The sequence below is a fragment of the Geodermatophilaceae bacterium NBWT11 genome, assembly GCA_014218215.1.
Taxonomy (GTDB): domain Bacteria; phylum Actinomycetota; class Actinomycetes; order Mycobacteriales; family Geodermatophilaceae; genus Klenkia.
In genome coordinates, this window is the sequence record CP043652.1 from 1,218,005 (window position 1) to 1,242,060 (window position 24,056).

20 protein-coding genes and 1 tRNA gene are annotated in these 24,056 nt (G+C 73.6%); 7 read left to right on the forward strand and 14 right to left on the reverse strand.

Annotated features, from left to right (window positions below; genetic code table 11):
• Window positions 1-31 precede the first annotated feature (31 nt).
• Window positions 32-460 carry a hypothetical protein gene (locus F1C76_05775; protein ID QNG36161.1) on the forward strand — a complete coding sequence of 143 codons (429 nt, stop codon included), beginning with the start codon at window positions 32-34 and terminating at the stop codon, window positions 458-460.
• Window positions 461-503: 43 nt separating this feature from the next.
• Here F1C76_05775 and F1C76_05780 read toward each other — a convergent pair.
• Window positions 504-585, reverse strand: a tRNA-Tyr gene (locus F1C76_05780).
• Window positions 586-669: 84 nt separating this feature from the next.
• Here F1C76_05780 and F1C76_05785 point away from each other — a divergent pair.
• Window positions 670-1,161 (forward strand): YajQ family cyclic di-GMP-binding protein, encoded by a 492-nt coding sequence (locus F1C76_05785; protein QNG36162.1) that lies wholly within the window; start codon window positions 670-672, stop codon window positions 1,159-1,161.
• 68 nt (window positions 1,162-1,229) lie between these two features.
• Here F1C76_05785 and htpX read toward each other — a convergent pair whose 3' ends face one another.
• Window positions 1,230-2,093, reverse strand: a complete 864-nt coding sequence (htpX, locus tag F1C76_05790) for a zinc metalloprotease HtpX (GenBank protein ID QNG36163.1) — start codon at window positions 2,091-2,093, stop codon at window positions 1,230-1,232.
• Between the two features lie 72 nt (window positions 2,094-2,165).
• On the opposite strand from htpX, the gene F1C76_05795 reads away from it, so the two are divergent.
• The 4 genes from F1C76_05795 (at window position 2,166) to F1C76_05810 (ending at window position 7,545) form a co-directional block, all read left to right on the forward strand.
• Entirely contained in the window at window positions 2,166-3,065 is a 900-nt protein-coding gene (locus F1C76_05795; GenBank protein QNG36164.1) for a GAF and ANTAR domain-containing protein, read from the forward strand.
• Between the two features lie 93 nt (window positions 3,066-3,158).
• The gene (locus tag F1C76_05800; protein QNG36165.1) at window positions 3,159-5,108 is read left to right on the forward strand and encodes a 2-oxoacid:acceptor oxidoreductase subunit alpha; all 1,950 of its coding nucleotides are present in this window, start codon (window positions 3,159-3,161) and stop codon (window positions 5,106-5,108) included.
• Window positions 5,109-5,164: 56 nt separating this feature from the next.
• Window positions 5,165-6,235: a 2-oxoacid:ferredoxin oxidoreductase subunit beta gene (locus tag F1C76_05805; protein QNG39040.1), complete on the forward strand. Its 1,071-nt coding sequence runs from the start codon at window positions 5,165-5,167 to the stop codon at window positions 6,233-6,235.
• A gap of 32 nt (window positions 6,236-6,267) precedes the next feature.
• The gene (locus tag F1C76_05810) at window positions 6,268-7,545 is read left to right on the forward strand and encodes a cytochrome P450 (GenBank protein ID QNG39041.1); all 1,278 of its coding nucleotides are present in this window, start codon (window positions 6,268-6,270) and stop codon (window positions 7,543-7,545) included.
• A 27-nt stretch (window positions 7,546-7,572) separates the two neighbouring features.
• Here F1C76_05810 and F1C76_05815 read toward each other — a convergent pair whose 3' ends face one another.
• Window positions 7,573-8,925: a PLP-dependent aminotransferase family protein gene (locus tag F1C76_05815; protein QNG36166.1), complete on the reverse strand. Its 1,353-nt coding sequence runs from the start codon at window positions 8,923-8,925 to the stop codon at window positions 7,573-7,575.
• On the opposite strand from F1C76_05815, the gene F1C76_05820 reads away from it, so the two are divergent.
• Window positions 8,882-9,664, forward strand: coding sequence for a pyridoxamine 5'-phosphate oxidase family protein (locus F1C76_05820; protein ID QNG36167.1), 783 nt, complete (start codon window positions 8,882-8,884; stop codon window positions 9,662-9,664). The two genes, F1C76_05815 and F1C76_05820, sit on opposite strands and share 44 nt — an antisense overlap.
• Here F1C76_05820 and F1C76_05825 read toward each other — a convergent pair.
• From F1C76_05825 to nuoF, 11 genes are all read right to left on the reverse strand, one after another.
• Window positions 9,648-10,850, reverse strand: coding sequence for a PQQ-dependent sugar dehydrogenase (locus F1C76_05825; protein QNG36168.1), 1,203 nt, complete (start codon window positions 10,848-10,850; stop codon window positions 9,648-9,650). The genes F1C76_05820 and F1C76_05825 overlap by 17 nt on opposite strands.
• A 28-nt stretch (window positions 10,851-10,878) precedes the next feature.
• A complete protein-coding gene (locus tag F1C76_05830; protein QNG36169.1) occupies window positions 10,879-11,946 on the reverse strand; it encodes a polyprenyl synthetase family protein in 1,068 nt (355 codons plus the stop codon).
• A gap of 79 nt (window positions 11,947-12,025) precedes the next feature.
• Window positions 12,026-13,567, reverse strand: a complete 1,542-nt coding sequence (gene nuoN / locus F1C76_05835; protein QNG36170.1) for an NADH-quinone oxidoreductase subunit NuoN — start codon at window positions 13,565-13,567, stop codon at window positions 12,026-12,028.
• Complete coding sequence (locus tag F1C76_05840) at window positions 13,567-15,126, reverse strand: NADH-quinone oxidoreductase subunit M (GenBank protein ID QNG36171.1); 1,560 nt, start codon at window positions 15,124-15,126, stop codon at window positions 13,567-13,569. Before F1C76_05840 ends, nuoN begins: the two co-directional genes overlap by 1 nt.
• A 31-nt stretch (window positions 15,127-15,157) precedes the next feature.
• Window positions 15,158-17,074: an NADH-quinone oxidoreductase subunit L gene (gene nuoL, locus F1C76_05845; GenBank protein ID QNG36172.1), complete on the reverse strand. Its 1,917-nt coding sequence runs from the start codon at window positions 17,072-17,074 to the stop codon at window positions 15,158-15,160.
• A 13-nt stretch (window positions 17,075-17,087) separates the two neighbouring features.
• On the reverse strand, window positions 17,088-17,387 hold the full coding sequence (gene nuoK, locus F1C76_05850) for an NADH-quinone oxidoreductase subunit NuoK (protein ID QNG36173.1): 300 nt from the start codon (window positions 17,385-17,387) through the stop codon (window positions 17,088-17,090).
• On the reverse strand, window positions 17,384-18,199 hold the full coding sequence (locus F1C76_05855) for an NADH-quinone oxidoreductase subunit J (protein QNG36174.1): 816 nt from the start codon (window positions 18,197-18,199) through the stop codon (window positions 17,384-17,386). The genes nuoK and F1C76_05855 overlap by 4 nt, the downstream gene beginning before the upstream one ends.
• Window positions 18,192-18,794, reverse strand: coding sequence for an NADH-quinone oxidoreductase subunit NuoI (gene nuoI, locus F1C76_05860; protein ID QNG36175.1), 603 nt, complete (start codon window positions 18,792-18,794; stop codon window positions 18,192-18,194). The genes F1C76_05855 and nuoI overlap by 8 nt, the downstream gene beginning before the upstream one ends.
• The gene (gene nuoH, locus F1C76_05865; protein ID QNG36176.1) at window positions 18,787-20,271 is read right to left on the reverse strand and encodes an NADH-quinone oxidoreductase subunit NuoH; all 1,485 of its coding nucleotides are present in this window, start codon (window positions 20,269-20,271) and stop codon (window positions 18,787-18,789) included. The genes nuoI and nuoH overlap by 8 nt, the downstream gene beginning before the upstream one ends.
• Window positions 20,268-22,730, reverse strand: coding sequence for an NADH-quinone oxidoreductase subunit G (locus F1C76_05870; GenBank protein ID QNG36177.1), 2,463 nt, complete (start codon window positions 22,728-22,730; stop codon window positions 20,268-20,270). Before F1C76_05870 ends, nuoH begins: the two co-directional genes overlap by 4 nt.
• Window positions 22,727-24,055 carry an NADH-quinone oxidoreductase subunit NuoF gene (gene nuoF / locus F1C76_05875; protein QNG36178.1) on the reverse strand — a complete coding sequence of 443 codons (1,329 nt, stop codon included), beginning with the start codon at window positions 24,053-24,055 and terminating at the stop codon, window positions 22,727-22,729. The genes F1C76_05870 and nuoF overlap by 4 nt, the downstream gene beginning before the upstream one ends.
• Window position 24,056: the final 1 nt, after the last annotated feature.

Consider the following 24,056-nt stretch of genomic DNA (forward strand, 5'->3'; position numbering starts at 1 on the left):
CGGACGTCGCCTCCGGCCCTACAGTGCGCGCGTGGTCCCGCCGCCGAGGAGCTCCGAGGAGGGCTCCACGCTGCCGTTCGTGCTGGTCTGCTGGTCGGTGGCCGCCCTGATGGCCTTCGGCGCGATCGCCGCCTCGGACGCCTTCCTCGAACAGCGCCGCGTGCAGTCGGTCTGCGACGGGGCGGCGCTGGCCGCGGCCAACCGGACCGACGAGGGGCTCGTCTACCGCGAGGGCGTCGGTACCAGCCTGCCGCTGACCCGGGACAGCGCGCAGGCCGCGGTCGCCGACCAGCTCGCCGACGGGGGCACCCGGCTCGAGGCGTGGTCCGTGCAGACCGACGGGGTCGAGGTCACCGTCACGTGCACCCGCACCGTGGAGATCGCCTTCGGCTGGCTGTTCCTCGCCGGTCAGGGGCTGGAGCGCACCGCGGTGGCCAGCGCCCGGGCCCCCACCGCATGACGACGGCCCCCGACCGTAGGGTCGGGGGCCGTCGCACCAGGCGTGGCGGGTGAAGGATTCGAACCTTCGAAGGCTAAGCCGGCGGATTTACAGTCCGCTCCCATTGGCCACTCGGGCAACCCGCCGCGTGCGTTGGTGCCCGACGAGCGTACAAGACCGATCGGGCCGCCCACCGGGTGGTCCGACACCAGACAGAGAGGACCCCGGACATGGCAGATGCGTCCTTCGACGTCGTCAGCAAGGTCGACCGCCAGGAGGTGGACAACGCCCTGAACCAGGCGGGCAAGGAGCTCAGCCAGCGCTTCGACTTCCGCGGCACGAACGCCGCCATCGCGTGGGCCGGCGAGGAGGGCGTCACCCTCACCGCCGACACCGAGGAGCGGGTCGCCGCCGCGCTCGAGGTGTTCAAGGAGAAGCTGGTCAAGCGGGGCATCTCGATGAAGGCCCTGGACGCCGGCGAGCCCCAGGCCTCCGGCAAGACCTACAAGATCTCCGCGACCATCCAGCAGGGCATCGCCTCGGACAAGGCCAAGCAGATCGCCAAGACCATCCGCGACGAGGGCCCCAAGGGCGTCCAGGCCCAGATCCAGGGCGACCAGCTCCGGGTCAGCGGCAAGAAGCGCGACGACCTCCAGGCCGTGCAGGCCCTGCTGAAGTCCACCGACTTCGAGATCGCCCTGCAGTTCGACAACTACAGGTAAGGACCCCCTCGCCCCCCGCGCCACGCTCCGCGCGGCGCGGGGCCCTGCGAGGGGGCCGTTCCAGCACGTCACCTCGTGGCCATGGCCTCCAGGCGGGCGATGCGCTCGGCCATCGGGGGATGGGTGGCGAACATGGTCGCCAACCCGGCCCCGCGGAACGGGTTGGCGATCATCAGGTGGCTCTGGGTGACCAGCCGGTCGTCCTGGGGCAGCGGCCGCGCCGTGACGCCGCTCTCCAGCTTGCGCAGCGCCGAGGCCAGCGCGAGCGGGTCCTGGGACAGCTGGGCGCCCGAGGCATCGGCCTGGAACTCCCGGCTGCGGCTCACCGCCATCTGGACCACCCCGGCCGCGACCGGACCCAGGACGACCAGCAGCAGGCTGCCCAGCGCGTTGCCCCCACCGCCGCGGTCGGACCGACCGCCGAAGAGGCTCGAGAACGCCGCCGCGTGCGCCAGCCAGGTGACCACGGTGGCCATCGCCCCGGCCACCGACCCGATCAGGATGTCCCGGTTGTAGACGTGGGACAGCTCGTGGGCGAGCACGCCGCGCAGTTCGCGACGGTCCAGCAGCTCCAGGATCCCCTGGGTGCAGCAGACCGCGGCCTTGCGCGGGTTGCGGCCGGTGGCGAAGGCGTTGGGCTGGTTGGTGGGGCTGACGTAGAGCCGCGGCATCGGCTGGCGGGCCTCGGTCGCGAGCTCCCGGACGATGGCGTACACCTGCGGCGCCTGCGTCTCGGTCACCGGGAACGCCCGCATGGACCGCAGCGCGAGCTGGTCGCTGTTGAACCACGCGTAGCCGTTGACGGCCACCGCGACCACCAGGGCGACCAGCAGGCCACCCCGGCCGCCGATGAGCGCGCCGGCGGCGAGGACCACCCCGGCCATCAGGCCCAGCAGCAGTGCGGTCTTCAGACCGTTGTTCCAGCGGTGCACGCCGGGGTCAACGCGGGGGCCCGGGAGGCCGTTCCCCGGCTGAGGCCCCCGGACCGGGCCGGTGCACCTCGTATGCTCGATCGATCGCCCGCCCCCGCGCCGACCGCCACGGAGCACCGTCCCATGAGCACCGACACCAGCACCGGCGAACAGATCTCCCTGCAGCCGGTCCTCCGGGACACCGCGCAGGACTCCGGCCCGCTGCCCAACCGGGCGTCCACGCGCGACACCCGCGAGATGGTCGCTCACGTCGCGGCCGCCCGGCCCGCGGCCGTGGCCCGGGTGGTCGAGGCGCTGACCGGGCCGGGCGTGCACGGCCGTGAGGTCACCGAGCTGCTGCAGTGGGTCGCCGTGCTCGCCAAGGAGGTCGTCGGGGACTGCGACGCCGCCGGCGTCACCGTGCTGAAGGACGGCACGCCCTTCACCTCGGCGTGGACCGACGAGCGCACCCTGGCCGTCGACCGGGACCAGTACGACGCCGACGAGGGCCCCTGCCTGCACGCCGCGCGGGAGGGCGTCTGCGTCCGGGTGACCGTCTCGGAGTCGATGCAGGCCTGGCCGGAGTTCACCCAGGCCGCGGTCGCCGACGGGGTGCGGGCCTTCCTGGCCTGCCCGTTGGTGGTGGACGACCAGCGTTTCGGGGCGCTGAACCTGTACAGCCACTCCCTCGACGGCTTCTCCGACGACGACGAGGCGGTCGCCACGCTGATCAGCCGGATCGCCACCGGGCTGGTCGCCGGGCAGCTGCAGCAGCACCGGTCGGCGACGCTGATCAGCCAGCTCGAGGAGGCCATCGCCTCGCGGGCGGTGATCGAGCAGGCCAAGGGCGCGGTCGCCGTCGTCCGGCGGATCTCCCCCGACGACGCGTTCGGGGTGCTGCGGACGGTCTCCCAGGACACGAACGTCAAGCTCCGCGAGGTGGCGGCCCGCACGCTGGCCGACTTCGGGGCACTCCCGAACCGAGCCGGCTGAGGGCACCCTCTGTGGGCTCGGCCACTGCGGGGGTCCTGAGCCGTCGCGCCCGCGACCCGCGCCGTAACCTCGGCCGGTGGAGGTACACCCCTGATGACTGACACCACCCCCGCCACCACCCCCGAGACGCAGCCCTCGGCGCCCGGCGGGCTCGTCAAGAGCGTCGTGGCCCTCGACCGGGTCGTGATCCGGCTCGCCGGCGACTCCGGCGACGGCATGCAGCTGACCGGCAACCGCTTCACCAGCGAGACCGCGTCCTTCGGCAACGACCTGTCGACGCTGCCCAACTTCCCCGCCGAGATCCGGGCGCCCACGGGCACCCTGCCCGGCGTCTCCAGCTTCCAGCTGCACTTCGCCGACCACGACATCATGACCCCCGGGGACGCCCCCGACGTGCTGGTCGTGATGAACCCGGCCGCGCTCAAGGCCAACATCGCCGACCTCCCCGGCGGTGGCCTGCTGATCGCGGACTCCGACGAGTTCTCCGCCCGCAACCTGGCCAAGGTCGGCTACGCGGAGAACCCGCTGACCGACGGGTCGCTGGACGGCTGGCAGCTGGTCAGCGTGCCGCTGACGTCGATGACCACCGACGCGCTCGCGGACTCCGGCCTGGGCAAGAAGGAGGCCGAGCGCAGCAAGAACATGTTCACCCTCGGCCTGCTGTCCTGGATGTACCACCGGCCCACCGAGGGCACCGTCCGCTTCCTGGAGCGCCAGTTCCGCAAGAAGCCCGAGATCGCCGCGGCCAACATCGCCGCCTTCCGGGCCGGGTTCAACTACGGCGAGACAACGGAGGCCTTCGCGGTCTCCTACGAGATCAAGCCGGCCCCGATGGCCGCGGGCACCTACCGCAACATCTCGGGCAACCAGGCACTGGCCTACGGGCTGGTAGCCGCTGGCGTCCGCTCCGGCCTGCCGGTGTTCCTGGGCGCCTACCCGATCACCCCGGCCTCGGACGTGCTGCACGAGCTGTCCAAGCACAAGTCCTTCGGCGTCCGCACCTTCCAGGCCGAGGACGAGATCGCCGGCATCGGCGCCGCCCTGGGGGCCAGCTTCGGCGGTGCCCTGGGCATCACGACGACCTCGGGCCCGGGTGTCGCCCTGAAGGCCGAGACGATCGGGCTGGCCGTGATGACCGAGCTGCCCCTGGTCATCGTCGACGTCCAGCGCGGTGGCCCCTCGACCGGGCTGCCCACCAAGACCGAGCAGTCGGACCTCCTCCAGGCCCTCTACGGGCGCAACGGCGAGGCACCGGTGCCGGTGGTGGCCCCGCGCTCCCCCGGTGACTGCTTCGACGCCGCGATCGAGGCCTGCCGGATCGCGCTGACCTACCGCACCCCGGTGTTCCTGCTGTCCGACGGCTACCTGGCCAACGGTGCCGAGCCGTGGTCGGTCCCGGCGACCGAGGACCTGCCCGACCTGCGGGTGGAGTTCACCACCGAGCCCAACGGCCAGGCCGCCGACGGGACGCCGGAGTTCCTGCCCTACCTGCGCGACCCGGAGACCCTGGCCCGTCCGTGGGCGGTGCCCGGCACTTCCGGTCTGCAGCACCGCATCGGTGGGCTGGAGAAGGCCGACGGCACCGGGAACATCTCCTACGACCCGGCCAACCACGACTTCATGGTCCGGACCCGGCAGGCCAAGGTCGACGGCATCGCCGCCAGCCTGCCCCCGACCGAGGTCGACGACCCCGACGGCGACGCCCGCGTCGCCGTCATCGGCTGGGGCTCCACCTACGGTCCGATCGGGGCTGCCTGCCGGCGGATCCGCCGCTCGGGCCGTTCCATCGCCCAGGTCCACCTGCGGCACCTCAACCCGCTGCCCAACGACCTCGGGGAGATCCTGCGGTCCTACGACCGGGTGGTCTGCCCGGAGATGAACCTCGGCCAGCTCTCCAAGGTGCTCCGCGCGGAGTACCTGGTCGACGTGCAGAGCCACACCCAGGTGACCGGGTTGCCCTTCCGGGCAGCCGAGCTCGCCGCCGTCCTCCAGGACGCCATCGACGGGGCGACCGTCCCCGCCACCACCGGAGGCCAGTCGTGACCACGTTCTCGGACGACACCGCACACGCCATCGACACCCACGTGCACGAGCTCGGGATGCCGGCCTACGACCAGCGCATCGCCGACGCCGTCGCCCGCTCGGTGGAGACCAACGGCGAGAAGCAGACCACGCTCAAGGGCAAGGACCTCAAGACCGACCAGGAGGTGCGCTGGTGCCCCGGGTGCGGTGACTACGTCATCCTCAACGCGGTCCAGTCGTTCCTGCCCTCGCTGGGGATCGCCCGCGAGGACATGGTGATCATCTCCGGGATCGGCTGCTCGTCGCGGTTCCCGTACTACATGAACACCTACGGGATGCACTCGATCCACGGCCGGGCGCCGGCGATCGCGACCGGGCTGGCCGCCTCCCGTCCGGACCTGTCGGTCTGGGTGGTCACCGGGGACGGCGACGCGCTGTCGATCGGCGGCAACCACCTGATCCACACCCTGCGCCGCAACGTGGACCTGACGATCCTGCTGTTCAACAACCGGATCTACGGGCTGACCAAGGGCCAGTACTCGCCCACCTCGGAGATCGGCAAGGTCACCAAGAGCACCCCCATGGGCTCGCTGGACCACCCGTTCAACCCGGTGTCGCTGGCGCTGGGCGCGGACGCGACCTTCGTCGGCCGGGCGATGGACTCCGACCGCAAGGGGCTCACCGACGTGCTGCGGCAGGCCGCGGAGCACAAGGGCACCTCACTGGTGGAGATCTACCAGAACTGCAACATCTTCAACGACGGCGCCTTCGAGCTGCTCAAGGACCCGTTGACCGGCAAGCAGTGGACGATCCCGCTGGTGCACGGGGAGAAGCTGGTCTTCGGGCCGGACGGCGCCTCGTGCGTGGTCGCCGACGGCTCCGGCGGCCTCCGGATCGCCGAGACCAACCAGGTGGCCGAGGCCGACATCGTGGTCCACGACGCGCAGCGCACGGACCCGGCCTACGCCTTCGCGCTGTCCCGGCTGTCCAGCCAGGACCTCCGGTACACCCCGATGGGCGTGTTCCGCTCGATCGAGAAGCCGACCTACGAGGCGATGATGAGCGACCAGCTCGAGGACGCCCGCAGCGCCCAGCCCGCCGACCTGGACGCGCTGCTGCGCGGCAACGACAACTGGGTCGTGAACTGACCGACGTGGACCACGCGCGGCCCCGGACGGCGATCGGCCAGCTGACGGCCGACGCCGTCCTGGGGTTGCGCATCGGCGCCCTGCGCGCCGGGGGGATGGCCCTCGCCGTCCGGGGCGACCGGGTGGCGCGCCTGCTGCACCGGCCGTGGCGGACGGACCCCTACCCGGTCTTCGCCGACCTGCGGGCCGCCCAGGCGGCCGGCGGCCCGGTGCGCAGCCGCACCGGGCTCACCGCACTGGCCACGCACGCCTCGGTCGAGTCGGTGCTGCGGGACCGCCGGTTCGGGGTCCGGCTCTCCGACGGCGGCAGCCGGCTCGGGGACGGCGGCGAGGACGGCTCGCTGCTCGAGCCGGTCGACCTCTCGCTGCTCACCCTGGACCCGCCCGACCACACCCGGCTGCGTCGCCTGGCGCAGCCGGCGTTCGCCCCCCGGCGGCTGGAGCACTACCGGTCGGTGGCCGAGCGGGTGACCGGTGAGCTGCTGGACGCCGCGCTCGCCCGGGGCCGCTTCGACCTGGTGCGCGACCTGGCCTCGCCGCTCCCGATCACCGTCATCGCGGCGCTGCTCGACGTGCCCGACGTGGACAGCGAGCGGTTCGCCCGCTGGGGGCGGGCGCTGGGGTCCTCGCTGGAGGGCGTGCGCTCCCCCGCCCACGCGCGGGAACTGGCGCAGGCCACCGCGGACCTGCGGGCGCTGTTCGCCGACCTGCTGGAGCAGCGCCGGGCGGACCCCGGCGAGGACGTGGTGTCGACCCTCGCCCAGGCCGTGGACGGCGGGCGGGCCACCGCCGACGAGGTGCTGGCGCTCGCCCAGCTGCTCCTGGTCGCCGGCTTCGAGACGACCACCAACCTGATCGGCAACGCCGTCCAGGCCCTGCACCGCTCGCCGGGCCAGTGGGACGCCCTGGTCGCCGACCCGTCGCTGGCCGCGGCGGCCATCGAGGAGACGCTGCGCTACGACCCGCCGGTGCAGCTCACCGCCCGGTTCGCCCACGAGGACCTCGAGGTGGACGGCGCCCCGGTGCGGAAGGACAGCGGCGTGCTGCTGCTGCTCGCCAGCGCCAACCGCGACCCCGCCGTACACGTCGACCCCGACCACTTCGACCTGCACCGCGAGCAGACCGTGCCGCACCTGGCCTTCTCCGGCGGCGTGCACTACTGCCTGGGCGCGCCGCTGGCCCGGCTGGAGGGCGAGGTCGCGCTGCGGCTGCTCGCCGAGCGCGCGCCCCGGCTCCGTCCGGCCGGGCGGCCGGTGCCCCGCGTCGCCACCGTCCTCCGCGGTCCCCTGTCCCTCCCCGTCCGCACCTGACCCCTCTGACGGGGGAGGCGCCCCTCGTCAGGGCGTGAGGGCGGTGGTCAGGACCTCGAGGGCGGGGACGAGGGCGGCCCGGGTGGGTGCGGCCCAGCCGACGACGAGGCCGGCGGGTCCGTCGGCGGCGGTGTGCCGCGCCAGGCCGTCCACGGCGACGCCGCGGGCTGCTGCGGCGGCGCGGACGTGCTCCTCGGTCGCCCGGTCGGGCAGCGGGACGACGAGGTGCGCCCCGGCCGCGTCACCCACGGTGCGGTGCCCGGCGGCCGTCACCGCGGCGCGGACCAGCTCCCGGCGGGCGGCCAGCTCGCGGCGGAGCCGGCGCAGGTGCCGGGCCAGGTCGCCGCTGTCGGCGAGGGCGGCGAACACCCGTTGGCCGGCGCGGGCGGGCCGGGTGCCGGTGCGGGTGCGGGCCTCCAGCAGGGCGTCGCGCACCCACGGCGGGGCCACCAGCCACCCGACGCCCAGGGTGGGGCTGAGGACCTTGGACGTCGTCCCCAGGTGGACGACGACGTCGGGGCCCAGCGCGGCCAGCAGCGGCAGCGGCGCCACGTCGTAGCGCAGCTCGCCGTCGTAGTCGTCCTCGAGGAGCAGCAGTCCCTCGGCGCGGGCCCGGTCGACCAGCGCGACCCGGCGGGCGGCCGGCAGCCGGCCGCCGAGGGGGAACTGGTGGGCCGGGGTGCAGTAGACGGCGGCGAGACCGGGCGGCACCCGGTCGACCACCAGCCCGTCGGCGTCCACCGGCACCGGGACGCACTGCACGCCGGCTGCGGTGAGCGCACCGACCACCCGCTGGTAGCCCGGGTCCTCCACCCCGACCCGGGCGCCCGGCGGAAGCAACCGGGCGACCTCGGCGACCCCGGCCGACGTGCCGGACGTGCCCAGCACGTCGGCCGGGTCGGCCGGCAGCCCGCGGTGCCGGAGCAGGTGCTCGACGACGGCCGCCCCGAAGACCGGGTCGCCCCGGGGGTCCCAGCCGACGTCGGGGTCCCGGTCGCCGGCGGCCCGCCAGGCCCGGCGCCAGGCAGCCCGGTCCAGCACCTCCAGGCACGGCGCCCCGGGCCGCAGGTCGACCACGCCGGCGGCCGGGGCCACCCGGGACGACCGACCGGACGACGGCGCCGGCTGCGGGGTGCCGACGACGAAGGTGCCCACCCCGCGACGCCCCTCGAGCCAGCCCTCGGCGAGCAGCTGGTCGTAGGCACCGGCGGTGACGGTCCGGCTGACCCGCAGCAGCACGGCGAGCTCGCGGGTCGAGGGCAGCCGGTCCCCCGCACGCAGCGCACCGTCGGCGGTGGCCGCCCGCAGGCCATCGGCGAGCTGCACGGCCAGGGGGGTGCCGACCGTGCGGTCCAGCACCAGCGGCGGGACGTCGACCACGGGCACCTCGAGGGGAGTGGACTGCCGGAACAGCGCGGGATTGGCTCTCGGAGGATGCCACGTCCTGGGTCAGGGTGGTCCCGTGACCACGCCGCTCTCCCCCACCTCCCGCTCCACCGTGCGCCGCAACGCCGTCCGGGCCCGCAGCGACCGCGCGGAGCTGTACGCCCTCCTCGACGCCGGACTGGTCGGCCACCTGGGTCTGGCCATGCCGGCCGGGCCACTGGTCGTGCCCACCGCCTACGGCCGGGACGGCGACACCCTCTACCTGCACGGCTCGACCGGCGCGGCCACGCTGCGGGCGGCCGGGGGCGGACTGCCGGTGTGCTTCACCGTCACCCACCTCGACGGGATCGTCTACAGCCGCTCGGCCTTCCACCACTCGATGAACCACCGGTCGGCCGTCGTCCAGGGCACGGCCCGGCTCGTCGAGGACCCCGACGAGCGGTGGCACGGGCTCGGCGTCCTCACCGAGCACCTGGCACCCGGCTCGTGGACGGCCACCCGGCAGCCCGACCGGCGCGAGCTCGCCGCCACCGCCGTCCTCGCGCTGGACCTGACCGAGGCCAGCGTCAAGGCCCGCACCGGCCCGCCGGGCGAGGACGAGCGCGACCTGACCGCCCCGGCGGCCGACTGGGCCGGCGTGCTGCCGCTGCGCACCACCTGGGGGACGCCGGAGCCCTGCCCGCTGCTGCCCGAGGACGTCCCCGTGCCCGAGCGGGTCAGCTCGCGGGGGTGACCCGGAGCAGCTGGTCGGCGCCCTCGCCGTTGTCGGTGGTCAGGTACAGCGAGCCGTCGCTGCCCAGCTGCGGGCTGCGGACCCGGCCGTAGGTGCCCTCCAGCTCGGGGATCCGGAACTGCTCGACGAGGCTGCCGTCCTCGCCCAGCCGCAGCGCCAGGACCCCGGTGTCCTTCTGCACGCCGAGCAGCAGCAGTCCGTCGTACTCGCCCCACTCCGCCCCGTCCAGGAACGTGATGCCGGAGACGGCGATGGTCGGGTCGCCGGAGCTCCACACGGCCTCGATCGCGCCGGGGATCTCGGCGTCGGTCATCGGGACGCTCTCGTCGTACTCGCCGGAGCCGACCGGGTCCCAGCCGTAGTTGCCGCCGTCCTCGGCGAGGTTGACCTCGTCGTCGACCTGGCTGCCCTGCTCGGCGGTGTAGACCGCACCCGTGCCGGGCTGCACCGCGATGCCCTGCACGTTGCGGTGCCCGTAGCCCACGATCGCGTGCGAGGTCGGGTCGGTGAGCTCGAGGAAGGGGTTGTCCGTCGAGGGCTGCCCGGTCTGCGGGTCGACCCGCAGCAGCTTGCCGGCCAGCGTGGAGAGGTCCTGCGGGTTGGTGCCGAGCGCGTTGTCCCCGGTGCCGACGAGCAGCTGACCGGTGTCGTCGAAGCGCAGCCGGCAGCCGCCGTGCCGGCCGGAGTCGGTGTTCACCGGGATCTGGCCGACCAGCGGGTCGGCCACCCGGGTCGCGGCGGTCCAGTCCGCGTCGACGGTCCAGCCGATCACCTCGATGCCGGGCCCGCCGTCCGCCCCGCCGTCGGTGACGCCCTGGCAGGTGTAGAGCGTGCGGTCGGTGGCGAAGGCCGGGCTGAGCACCAGGCCCATGAGCCCGGTCTCGCCGTCGGCCCAGAGGTCGTCGAAGTCCGCCTCGAGCTGCCGGCTGGACCCGTCGGGGAGCACGGCGGTGAACCCGCCGTCCCGCTCGTCGACCAGCAAGGTGCCGTCGGGGGCCTGCGCGACGTCCCAGGGGTGGTCCAGGCCGTCCAGCACGGTCTCCACCTCGAGCGCCGGGGCGCCGGCGGGCGGGCTGGCGGCCGCGGCGTCGGCCTCGGACTCCCCGGACGCCGACGAGCCGCACCCGGCGAGCAGGACGACCCCGGTGAGGGCAGCGGTCAGGCGGGCGGTGCGACGGGTCCCCATGCGACCCATGGTCCCTGGGTCGCGTCGGTCATGCGGAGCGGGTCACCACGTAGTCGCACAGCGCGTCCAGCGCCTCCCGCACGTCGCCCTCGGGGACGGCGCCGAGCCGGGCGCGGGCCCGGTCGGCGTAGGACTGCAGCACCTCGGTGGCCCGGCCCAGCGAGGCCGAGGCACGCAGCAGGGCCAGCGCCTCGGCGTGGTCGGCCTCGTCGGTGACCGGTCCGGCGACGAGCTCGCGCAGCCGCGCCTCGGCCGGGTCGTCGCCGGCCAGCGCGAGCAGCACCGGCAGGGTGGCGATGCCCTCCCGCAGGTCGGTGCCGGGCAGCTTGCCCGACGTGCCGCTCTCGCTGGTGATGTCGATGAGGTCGTCGGAGAGCTGGAAGGCGACCCCGACCTCCTCGGCGAACGCGGTCAACTCGGCGACGAGGGCGGCGTCCACCCCGGCGAAGGTGGCCCCGAAGCGGGCGGAGGTGGCCACCAGCGAGCCGGTCTTGTCCGCCAGCACCGACAGGTGGTGGGCGATCGGGTCCTCGCCGGCGGCCGGGCCGACGGTCTCCCGGATCTGGCCGGTGACCAGCCGCTCGAAGGTGCGGGCCTGGACGCGCACGGCCTCGGGGCCGAGGTCGGCCAGCAGGTCCGAGGCCCGGGCGAACAGGAAGTCCCCGGTCAGGATGGCGATGCTGTTGCTCCACCGGCTGTTCGCGCTCTGCGCACCGCGCCGGACGAGGGCCTCGTCCATGACGTCGTCGTGGTAGAGCGTGGCCAGGTGGGTGAGCTCGCAGACCACCGCGGCGGTGGCCACCTGGGGCGCGTCGGCGTCGCCCAGGTGGGCGGCCAGCAGCGCCAGCACGGGGCGGAACCGCTTGCCGCCGGCGGTCATCAGGTGGGCGGCGGTCTCCCCGACGAAGTCGTGCTCGCTGACCACGGCGGCCTGCAGCTCGTCCTCGACCCGGGTGAGCCCTGCGGCCAGCGACTCCCCGAGCTCGCCCTCGGGCAACCAGGAGCCGATCGTGGAGGCCGGCGTGGCAGGGCGGTTCCACAGCTGCGTCTGGCTCCCGCCCCCGGCGGCGGGGAGGGCGGTGCGGGCTCCGGTCATAGACCGTCGAAGATAGACGCCGGACGAGGCCGGTGGACCGTCGGCCTGCTGTGCGTCCGCGCACCCCACCGGCCGGTGCTCACCCGACGAGGGTGGCGGCGGACTCGGCCAGGTCCAGCACCGAGCCCGGGACGACGCCCAGCACCAGGGTGGCCGCCACGGTCACGGCCAGCACGATGGTCGTCGGCAGGCCGGGGACGCCGACGGTGGGGCCGTCGACCGCGGGCTCGGAGAAGTACATGAGCACCAGCAGTCGCAGGTAGAAGAACGCCGCGATCGCGCTGGTCACCAGGGCCACCACGGCCAGCGGCCAGGCCCCGACCTCGATCGCGGCCCGGAAGACCGCGAACTTCCCGGTGAACCCACTGGTGAGCGGGATGCCGGCCAGCGCGAGCAGCAGGAAGGCCATGATCGCCGCGGTCAGCGGGGAGCGGCGGGCCAGCCCGGCCCACTGGGAGAGGTGGGTGGCCTCGCCGTCGCCGTCCCGGACGAGGGTGACGACGGCGAAGGCACCGAGCGTGGTGAGGCCGTAGGCGAGCAGGTAGAACAGCGTCGCCGCCAAGCCGGAGCCGGTGCCCCCGCCCAGCCCGATGACCCCGGTGAGCAGGAAGCCGGCGTGTGCGATGGAGGAGTAGGCGAGCATCCGCTTGACGTCGGTCTGGGTGAGGCCGAGCACCGCGCCCACCACCATCGACACGATCGCGATGCCGTACACCAGCGGCCGCCAGGTCCAGTCCGCCGTCCCGAAGGCCACGTAGAGCAGCCGCAGGATCGCGCCGAACGCGGCGACCTTGGTGCAGGAGGCCATGAACGCCGTGACCGGGGTGGGGGCGCCCTGGTAGACGTCGGGGGTCCAGGTGTGGAAGGGCGCGACCGAGGCCTTGAACATCAGCCCCACGACGAGCAGCCCGAGGCCGAGCACCAGCAGGGTGCCGGTGCCGTCCTCGGTCACCGCGGCCCGGATGCCCGAGAGCCGGATGGTGCCGGTGGCGCCGTAGACCAGCGCCAGGCCGTAGAGGAAGAACGCCGAGGCGAAGGCGCCGAGCAGGAAGTACTTGACCGCCGCCTCCTGGCTCAGCAGCCGCCGGCGGCGGGCCAGCCCGCTCATCAGGTAGAGCGGCAGGCTGAGCACCTCGAGGGCGATGAACATGACCAGCAGGTCGTTGGCGGTGGCGAAGAGCATCATGCCGCCGACGGCGAAGGAGGCCAGCGGGTAGACCTCGGTCTGCACCCGCTCGCTGGTCAGCAGCTCACGGTCCCGGGGGCTGCCGGCCGGCACCGCGGCGGCCGCGACGAAGGAGGACCGCGCCGGGTCCAGCCCGCGCTCGGCGAACAGCAGGATCGACAGCGCCCCCAGGCCGGTGATGGTGGCCTGCAGGAACAGCCCGGCCCCGTCGACGGCGAGCGCCCCGCCGGCGGTGACGGTCTCGGTGCCGGCGATGAGCAGGGTCGCGGCGAACCCGCCGACCATGCCGACCAGGGCGAGGGCGACCTGCACGGGGTGCCGCACGTGCCGGGGCGCGAAGGCCTCGACCAGCACGCCGATCGCGGCCGCCCCGAAGACGAACAGCAGCGGGGACAGCGCGGCCAGCGACAGCGACGGCGCCTGGATCGCACCCATCAGTTGGCTCCCTGCTCGGCGGTGACGGGTTCGTGCACCGGGGTCGACCCGGCCGGGTCGGAGCCGACGTCGACCATGGTCGCGGCGACGGCCGGGTCGATGAGGTCCAGCAGCGGCTGCGGGTAGACGCCCAGCCCGATGATCAGTGCGATCAGCGGGGCGACGACGGCGAGCTCGCGGCGGCCCAGGTCACCGAAGGCCGACGGCTTCTCGGCCACCAGCCCGCGGACCGGGCCGAACACCGTCCGCTGGACCATCAGCAGCACGTAGAGCGCGGCCAGCACGATGCCCACGGTGGCCAGCACGGTGAAGACCGGGATCGACGGGAACGACCCGATCAGCACCAGGAACTCCGACACGAAGCTGCCGGTGCCCGGCAGCGCGAGGCTGGCCAGACCCGCGACCAGCAGCACGCCGGCCAGCACCGGGGCCTTCGCCGCCACCCCGCCGTAGTCGCTGATCTGCCGCGACCCACCGCGGGCGATGAGCATCCCGACGACGAGGAACAGCGCACCGGTCGCGATGCCGTGGTTGACCATGTAGAGCACCGCGCCGGTGCCGCCCTCGGTGGTGAAGGCGAAGATGCCCAGCGCGATGAACCCGAAGTGCGCGATCGAGGTGTAGCTGACCAGCCGCTTGAGGTCCGACTGCCCCATCGCCAGCAGCGCGGCGTACCCGATGCCCAGCACGGCCAGCACCAGCACCGCGGGGGCGAAGGCCCGGGCGGCGTCGGGGAACAGCGGCAGGCAGTAGCGCAGGAAGCCGAAGGTGCCGACCTTGTCCAGCACCGCGACCAGCAGCACCGAGCCACCGATCGGCGCCTCGGCACCGGAGTCGGGGAGCCAGGTGTGGAAGGGCACCAGCGGGGCCTTGATCGCGAAGGCGATGAAGAAGCCCAGGAACAGGAGCTTCTGCACGCCGGGGTCGATCTCCAGCTGGCGCAGCGCGTCGAAGGCGAACGTGCCCGCCCCGAGCTGGGACTCGCTCACCACGAACAGCCCGATGACCGAGGCGAGCATCACCAGCCCGCCGAGCAGGCTGTAGAGGAAGAACTTCACCGCGGCGTACTGCCGGCGGGGCCCGCCGTAGCTGCCGATGATGAAGTACATCGGGACGAGCATCGCCTCGAAGAAGACGTAGAAGAGGAAGACGTCGGTAGCGGCGAAGACGCCGACCATGAACGCCTCGAGCACCAGCAGCCAGGCGAAGTAGGCCTGCATCGTGCGCCCGGCGGGCGCGGTGTCCCGCCAGGAGGCGACGACGACGACCGGCACCAGGAACCCGACCAGCAGCAGCATCACCAGCGCGATGCCGTCCACCCCGAGGGCGAAGTCGACCCCGAAGGCGGGGATCCAGGACACCGAGGTGACCAGCTGGAACCGGTCGCCGCCGGTGTCGAAGGCGACGGTGGCCAGCACGGCGAGGACGAACACCAGCGCGCTGACCCCGAGGGTGACCTGCTTGGCCAGGGCGTCCCGGCCCTTGGGCAGGGCCGCGACGACGGCGCCGCCGACCGCCGGGACGACGATCATCGTGAGCAGCCAGGGGTAGTCGCTCACGACAGCAGCTCCTCGTGGTCGGTGGGGGCGGTCATCCGGCGGCCACCGCGAGCAGGGCGCCGGCGACGAGCAGCGCGCCGCCGAGCATGCCGAGGGCGTAGGAGCGGACGAAGCCGGTCTGGGTGCGGCCGAGCCGGGCCGAGGACCCGCCGAGTCCGGCGCCGATGCCGTTGACCAGGCCGTCGACGCCGCGGTTGTCCACCCAGACCAGGGCCCGGGTCAGCCACATCCCCGGCCGCATCAGCAGCGACTCGTTGATCGTGTCCGCGTAGAGCCCGGCGCGGGCGGCACGGACCGGCAGCGACACCCGCTCGGGCGCCGTCGTCGGCACCTCGCGGCGGCCCACGACCACCCAGGCGAGCAGCACGCCCAGGGCGACGACGACGGTGACCAGCACGCTCACCACCAGCGGCGGGACGACGTGGGCGGCCTCCTCGGGCTCGCCGAACACCGGGGCGAGCCAGTCGGCCAGCGGGAAGACCTCGACCAGCAGGAGGCCCGCGGCGACCGAGCCGACGGCGAGCACGACCATCGGCAGCGTCATCACCGCCGGCGACTCGTGCGGGTGCACGGCGTCGGGGCCGGTGGTCGACCAGCGGGCCCGGCCGAAGAAGGTCATCAGCATCAGCCGGGTCATGTAGAACGCGGTGAGCCCGGCGCCCAGGACCGCGATCCCCCCCAGCAGGTACCCCGACGTCCCGCCCCGGTCGAAGGCGGCCTCGATGATCGCGTCCTTGGTCCAGTAACCGGACAGGAACGGGAACCCGATCAGCGCCAGGTAGCCCAGCCCGAACGTCACGAAGGTGGCCTTCATCTTCCCGGCCAGGCCGCCGAAGCCGCGCATGTCGGTGCGGTCGCCCATGGCGTGCATGACCGACCCGGCGCCCAGGAACAGCCCGGCCTTGAAGAAGCCGTGGGTGAGCAGGTGCGCGATGCCGGCGGCGTAGCCGATCGGGCCCAGCCCCACGGCCAGGAACATGTAGCCGATCTGGCTGACCGTGGACCAGGCCAGCACCTTCTTGATGTCGTCGTAGGCGCAGCCGACGACCGCGCCGATCAGGATGGTGATCGCCCCGACCACGAGGACGACGGTGCGCGCGGTGGGGGTGGCGTCGTAGACCGGCGCACTGCGCGCGATCAGGTACACCCCGGCGGTGACCATGGTGGCGGCGTGGATCAGCGCCGAGACCGGGGTCGGGCCCTCCATGGCGTCGGGCAGCCACGCCTGCAGCGGGAACTGGCCGGACTTGCCGCACGCCCCCAGGAGCAGCAGCAGGCCCAGGGCGGTGACGGTGCCGCCGGCCAGCAGGCCGACCGAGCCGAAGACGCCGGCGTAGGACGTCGTCCCCAGCTGGGCGAACATCAGGAACACGGCCAGGGCCAGGCCGACGTCGCCGACCCTGTTCATGATGAACGCCTTCTTGGCGGCGGTCGCCGCGGCCGGGCGGGTGTACCAGAACGCGATCAGCAGGTAGGACGCCAGACCGACGCCCTCCCAGCCGACGTAGAGGGCCACGAAGCTGTCGCCGAGGACCAGCAGCAGCATCGCGGCGACGAACAGGTTCAGGTAGGCGAAGAACCGGCGCCGCGCGGGGTCGTGGGCCATGTAGCCCACCGAGTAGACGTGGATGAGCGCGCCGACCCCGGTGATGAGCAGCACGAACACCGCCGACAGCGGGTCGAGCAACAGCCCGGCCGAGACGTCCAGCGAGCCGGTGGAGACGAAGGTGAACAGGTCGACGCCGACGCTCTTCGTCTCCAGGGCCGACAGCTCGAGCGCGCAGGCCACGCCCAGGGCGAAGGCGACGACGACGGTGCCGATCGCCAGCAGGTGACCCCAGCGGTCGGTGCGCTTCCCGCCCAGCAGCAGCACGGCGGCCCCGGCCAGGGGCAGCGCGATCAGCAGCCAGGAGGCAGCGAGGAGCCCGGTCGCGGGCACGGTGTCCATCTCGGCGCTCCGCTCAGTACTTCAGCAGGTTGGCGTCGTCGACCGAGGCCGACCGGCGGGTGCGGTAGATCGACATGATGATCGCCAGGCCGACGACCACCTCGGCGGCCGCGACGACCATGACGAAGAACGCGATGACCTGGCCGTCGAGGGTGCCGGTGGACCGGGCGAAGGTGACCAGGGTCAGGTTGACCGAGTTGAGCATCAGCTCGATGCACATGAAGACCACGATCGCGTTGCGCCGCACGAGCACGCCCACGGCGCCGATGGTGAACAGGACGGCGGCCAGCACCAGGTAGTTGGCGATGCTCACCGCAGCTCACCCCCGGCGCCCCGGGTGGTGCCCAGCGCGCCGTCCGGACCCCCGCCGGTGTGGTCGGAGGCCGGCAGCTCGTCGACGACCTGCGGCTCCACGCCGGTGGCGAAGCTGGCCTCGGACGGGCTGCCGTCGGGCAGCCGGCCGGGGGCGGCGATCGAGTTGGCCCGGGCGTAGATGCCGGGGCCGGGCAGGGTCTGCGGCCGGTCCGAGGTGAGGAACCGGGCGCGGGAGAGCTCCTTCTGGGTCTGCCGGCTGCCGGGCTCGCGCTCGATGTGCGCCAGCACCATCGCGCCCACCGCGGCGGTGATCAGCAGCGCGCTGGTGACCTCGAAGGCCAGCAGGTAGCGGGTGAACAGCAGCTCGGCGATCGCCTGGATGTTGCCGTCGGCGGCACCCCCGGCCCCGCCCTGCACGGCCTCCAGCCCGACCACCGGGGTGTCCCGGGTGGCCTCGGCGATGCCGGCGCCGACCAGGCCGGCGAACCCGATGCCCAGCACGGTGGCCGCCACCCGCTGCCCGCGCAGGGTCTCCACCACCGAGTCCGAGGAGTCCCGGCCGACCAGCATCAGCACGAACAGGAACAAGATCATGATGGCGCCGGTGTAGACGATGATCTGCACCGCGCCCAGGAACGGCGCGGACTGCACCACGTAGAAGACGCCCAGCGCGAGCATCGTGTTGACCAGGAAGAGCGCGGAGTGCACGGCGTTGCGGGCGAAGACCATGCCCAGCGCCCCGGCCAGGGCGATCGGGCCGAGGATCCAGAAGGTCACCGTCTCCCCGGTGCCGATGACGACGTCACCCACGGGGCGTCTCCTCGACCGGCACCCGCAGGTAGTAGTCCTTCTCGTCGTCCCCGAGGCGCATCGGGTGCGGGGGCTGCTCCATGCCCGGCAGCAGCGGGGCCATCAGCTGCTCCTTGGTGTAGATCAGGTCGCCGCGGTTGTCGTCGGCGAGCTCGAAGTCGTTGCTCATCGTCAGCGAGCGGGTGGGGCAGGCCTCGATGCACAGCCCGCAGAAGATGCAGCGCAGGTAGTTGATCTGGTAGACCGCGCCGTACCGCTCGCCCGGGGAGAACCGCTGCTCTTCGGTGTTGGTGCCGCCCTCGACGTAGATGGCGTCGGCCGGGCAGGCCCAGGCGCAGAGCTCGCATCCCACGCACTTCTCCAGCCCGTCGGGGTGCCGGTTGAGCACGTGCCGCCCGTGGTAGCGCGGCTTGGTCACCTTGGGGACCTCGGGGTACTGCTCGGTGGTCACCTTCTTGAACATCGTCGAGAAGGTCACCCCGAAGCCCTGGGCGGGTGCGGGCAGCCAGCTGGTGCGCTTCGCCGGGGCGGACGCGGTGCCACCGGCCTGCTCGACCTCCCCGCCGGGGCGGCGGGCGGGGGTCCGGTCAGACATCGGTGTCCTCTCCTGCAGGGGTGGGACGGGTTCGGCGACCGGTGCCGACGACGGAGCCCGCGGCGACCTCCTCGCCCTCGCGCGACGACAGCCGCGGCGAGGGCGGGACGACGAGGTCCATCGGCGGGATCGGGAAGCCGCCCTCGGCGCGGGCCGGGCCGGTGCGCTGGGCCGGACGGCGGCGGGCGCCGCCGGTGCGCACCGGGGGCAGCACCTCGGGCTCGGTCGGGTTGATCGACCCGGCCGCGGCGTTGAGCGCGGCGATCCGGGTGTCCTCGTTGCTCTTGCGCGAGGCCACCAGCAGCACACCGAGGACGACGACGGCGATCGGCACGCCCACGTAGAGCGCCACCTCGCCGCTGGACAGGTCGAACTCCCGGGACACGGTGCGCATGGTGGCCACGGCGAGGATCCAGACCAGCGCGGTGGGCACGAGCACCTTCCACCCGAAGCGCATGAACTGGTCGTAGCGCAGCCGGGGCAGCGTGCCGCGCAGCCAGATGAAGACGAAGAGCGCGGCGACGACCTTGCCGAAGAACCACAGCAGCGGCCACCAGCCGGTGTTGGCGCCGTCCCAGATCGAGATCGGGAACGGGGCCCGCCAGCCGCCGAGGAACAGCGTCGCGGCCAGCGCGGAGACGGTGACCATGTTGACGTACTCGGCGAGGAAGAAGAGCGCGAACTTCAGCGAGGAGTACTCGGTGTGGAACCCGCCGACCAGCTCGGACTCGGCCTCGGGGAGGTCGAAGGGCGCCCGGTTGGTCTCCCCCACCACCGCGATGACGTAGATGACGAAGGACACCGGCAGCAGCACGGCGTACCAGCTGGGGCCCTGGAAGGTGGCGCCGAAGAAGCTCAGCTCGTTGCCGCCGGCCTGGGCCGCGACGATCTCCGAGGTGCTCATCGTCCCGGCGTAGAGGAAGACCGCGACGATCGACAGCCCCATCGCGATCTCGTAGCTGACCATCTGGGCGGCGCTGCGCAGCCCGCCCAGCAGCGGGTAGGTGGAGCCGGAGGCCCAGCCGCCGAGCACGATCCCGTAGACGCCCATCGCCGAGCAGGCCAGCACGATCAGCACGCCGATGGGGGCGTCGATGAGCTGCAGCGGGGTCTGCTGGCCGAAGATCGACACCGACGGGCCCAGCGGGATGACCGAGAAGGCCAGGAACGCCGGGATGGTCGCGATGACCGGGGCGATGAAGTACACCGGCTTGTCGGCCAGCGTCGGCATGATGTCTTCCTTGAACGCCAGCTTCAGGCCGTCGGCCAGGCTCTGCAGGTAGCCGCGCGGCCCGACCCGGTTGGGGCCGGTGCGCTGCTGCATCCGGGCGACGACCTTGCGCTCGAACACGATCGCGAACAGCGTCATCACGACCAGCACGCCGAAGACGCCGACGACCTTGATCAGGATGATCCACCAGACGTCGTTCCCGAAGTCCTCCAGCGTGGGCTGGTCGGTGGCCGCCAGGACGCTCACGCGAGGCTCCCGCGGGTCAGGTGCACGACGCCGCCGGGGCCGACGCCCAGGTCGGTGCGCACGTGGCTGCCGGGCGAGCGCATCGGCACCCACACGACGCGGTCGGGCATCTCGGTGACCTGCGCCGGCAGGGTGATCGACCCGGACGGGCCGCTCACCGTGACCGGGTCGCCGTCGGCGACGTCCAGCCGCAGCGCGGTCTCCTTGCCCAGCCGGGCGACCGGCGGGCGGGCGGTGCCGGCCATCGCCGGCTCGTCGCGCTGGAGCGTGCCGTCGTCGATGAGCTGCCGCCAGGAGGCCAGCACCACGTCCTCGGCGCCCAGCCGCGGGCTGCCGGCAGGGGCGACGTCCAGGCCGCGGACCTCACGGGTGCGGCCGGCGCCGCCGAGGGCGACCAGCTCGCGGCGGGCGTCGTCCACCCCGGACAGGCCCAGCCGGACACCGAGCGCGTCGGCCAGCCCCGACAGCACCCGGGCGTCGGTGAGCGCGCCGGTGCCGTGCAGCGTGGCGTCGAAGGGCCGCACCCGGCCCTCCCAGTCGAGGTAGCTGCCGGCCTTCTCCGGCGCGGCGGCGACCGGCAGGACGACGTCGGCGTGGTCGGTGACCGCACTCGGGAACAGCTCCAGGCTGACCACGAAGCCGGCCGCGGCGAGAGCCGTCTCGGCGAGGGCGGGGTCGGGCAGGTCGGCGGGGTCGACGCCGCCGATGAGCAGCCCGGCGAGCCGGCCGTCCCGGACGCCGGTGAGGATGCCGGTGGTGTCCCGGCCCACGCGGGCGGGCACCTCGACGCCCCACAGGGCGCCGACCTCGGTGCGGGCCTCGGGGTCGGCGACGGCGCGGCCCCCGGGCAGCAGGCTGGGCAGCGCACCCACCTCGACGGCACCGCGCTCCCCGGCCCGGCGGGGCACCCAGGCGACCCGGGCACCGGTGGCGCGAGCGACCGCGGACAGCGCCGACAGCGCGCCGGGCGTCTCGGCCAGCCGTTCCCCGGCGAGCACGACCGCACCCTCCAGGCGCAGTGCGGCGGCGGCCTCGGCACCGACCCCGCCGGCGGAGTCCGCGGCCAGGGCCCGGAGCACCGCGCCCTCCAGCCCGGGCGGGGTGGCGAGCAGGGTGGCGTCGAGCTTCTCGCTGCCCCGGGTGGCGAAGGGGGCGACGTCGAAGACCGGCAGCGCCCGCTCGCGGACGGCGCGGCGGAGCCGGACGAAGACGATCGGCGACTCCTCCTCGGGCTCGAACCCGACCAGCAGCACGGCAGGGGCGGCGACGAGCTCGTCGTAGGTGACCGCGCCGGCGCCGGGGGCGGTGCCGGCGACGTGCGCCTCCAGGAAGGCGAGCTCCTCGGCGGAGTGCGCGCGGGCCCGGGCGTCGACGTCGTTGGTGCCCAGGGCGACCCGGGCGAACTTGGCGTAGGCGTAGGCGTCCTCGACGGTCAGCCGGCCGCCGGGGAGCACCCCGACCCCGCCGTCGGCGACCGCTGCGGCCAGCCCCTCGGCCGCCGCGGCCCAGGCCTCGGGCCAGGAGGCGGGCTGCAGTTCGCCGTCCCGGCGGACGAGCGGGGTGGTGATCCGGGCGTTCGCGGCGGCGTAGCGGAAGGCGAACCGGCCCTTGTCGCAGTTCCACTCGGTGTTGACCTGCGGGTCGTCCCCGGCCAGCCGGCGCATGACGGTGCCGCGCCGGTAGTCGGTGCGCTGGGCGCAGCCCGAGGCGCAGTGCTCGCACACGCTGGGCTCGCTGCGCAGGTCGAAGGGCCGGGAGCGGAACCGGTAGGCGGCGCTGGTGAGCGCACCGACCGGGCAGATCTGCACGGTGTTGCCGGAGAAGTAGGACTCGAAGGGCTCGTCGGCCGACACCGAGACCTGCTCGTTGGCCCCGCGCTCGAACAGCTCGATGAACGGGTCCCCGGCCACCTGCTGGGAGAACCGGGTGCACCGGGCGCACAGCACGCAGCGCTCGCGGTCCAGCAGCACCTGGGAGCTGATCGGCAGCGGCTTGGGGTAGGTGCGCTTGACGTCGACGAAGCGGCTCTCGGTGCGCCCGGAGCTCATCGCCTGGTTCTGCAGCGGGCACTCCCCGCCCTTGTCGCAGACCGGGCAGTCCAGCGGGTGGTTGACCAGCAGCAGCTCCATCGTGCCCTGCTGGGCCTTGTCGGCGACCTCGCTGGTGAGCTGGGTCTTCACCACCATGTCCGGGGTGACCGGCACGGTGCAGGAGGCCACCGGCTTGCGCTGGCCCTCCACCTCGACCAGGCACTGCCGGCAGGCCCCGACGGGCTCGAGCAGCGGGTGGTCGCAGAACCGCGGGATCTGCACACCGATCTGCTCGGCGGCCCGGATGATCAGCGTGCCCTTCGGCACCGCGACGTCGAAGCCGTCGATGGTGCAGCGGACGTGGTCCTCGGGGGTGTGCGGCCCGGGGACGGCGGGGGCCTGCGCGGGGGCGGGCTCGGGGGTGGTCATGCCATGGCTCCGACCGGCTCGAGGCGCAGGGAACGACCCAGCCGGCCCTGCTCGTCCTCGGGCAGCAGGGCGACGTAGTCGTCGCGGAAGTACTTCAGGGAGGACGCGATGCAGCTGGTGGCACCGTCACCGAGGGCGCAGAACGAGCGGCCCAGGATGTTGTCGCAGGTGTCGGTGAGCAGGTCCAGGTCGCGGGCGGTGCCGCGCCCGGCGACCAGCCGCTCCAGGATCTGGACCAGCCAGTAGGTGCCCTCCCGGCACGGGGTGCACTTGCCGCAGGACTCGTGGGCGTAGAACTCGGTGAACCGCAGGGTGGCCTCGACGATCGAGTCGGTCTCGTCGAAGACCATCAGCGCCGTCGTCCCCAGCATGGAGCCCGCGGCGGCGACGGAGTCGAAGTCCAGCGGGACGTCGAGGTGCTCGGCGGTGAAGTAGGGCGTGCTCGACCCGCCCGGCGTCCAGAACTTGAGCTCGTGCCCGGGCCGCACCCCGCCGGCCATCTCCAGCAGCTCGCGCATCGTGGTGCCCATCGGCGCCTCGTACTGCCCGGGGTGCACCACCCGGCCCGACAGCGAGTAGATCTTCGGCCCGGGCGACTTCTCCGGCCCGAACTCCTTGAACCAGGCCGACCCGCCGCGCACCACGAACGGCACGCTGGCCAGCGTCTCCACGTTGTTGACCACGGTCGGGGCGCCGTAGAGCCCGGCGACGGCGGGGAACGGCGGCTTGAGGCGGGGCTGCCCGCGCATCCCCTCCAGGGAGTCCAGCAGCGCGGTCTCCTCCCCGCAGACGTAGGCGCCGGCCCCGGCGTGCACCACGACCTCCAGGTCGTAGCCCGAGCCGTGCACGTCGGTCCCGAGGTGGCCGGCGGCGTAGGCCTCGGCGACCGCGGCGACCATCCGGCGGTGGGCGTGCACGGCCTCCCCGCGCACGTAGATGACGGCGACGTGGCAGCGGATCGCGTACGAGGCGATGGCCACGCCCTCCACCAGGGAGTGCGGGTCGGCCATCATCAGCGGGACGTCCTTGCAGGTGCCGGGCTCGCCCTCGTCGGCGTTGACCACCAGGTACTTCGGCTTCGCGGCCGGGCCGGTGGGGGTCTCCCCGGGCTTCGGCTGCGGGATGAACGACCACTTCATCCCGGTGGGGAAGCCCGCTCCCCCGCGGCCGCGCAGGCCGGAGTCCTTGACCAGGCCGACCAGCTCGTCGGGCGTCATGCCCAGCGCCTGCCGCCAGGCGACGTACCCCTCGGTGCGCTCGTAGGTCTCGATGGTCCAGGAGCGCTCTTCGGCGTACCGCGTGGTGAGGACGGGGGTGAGCGGCATG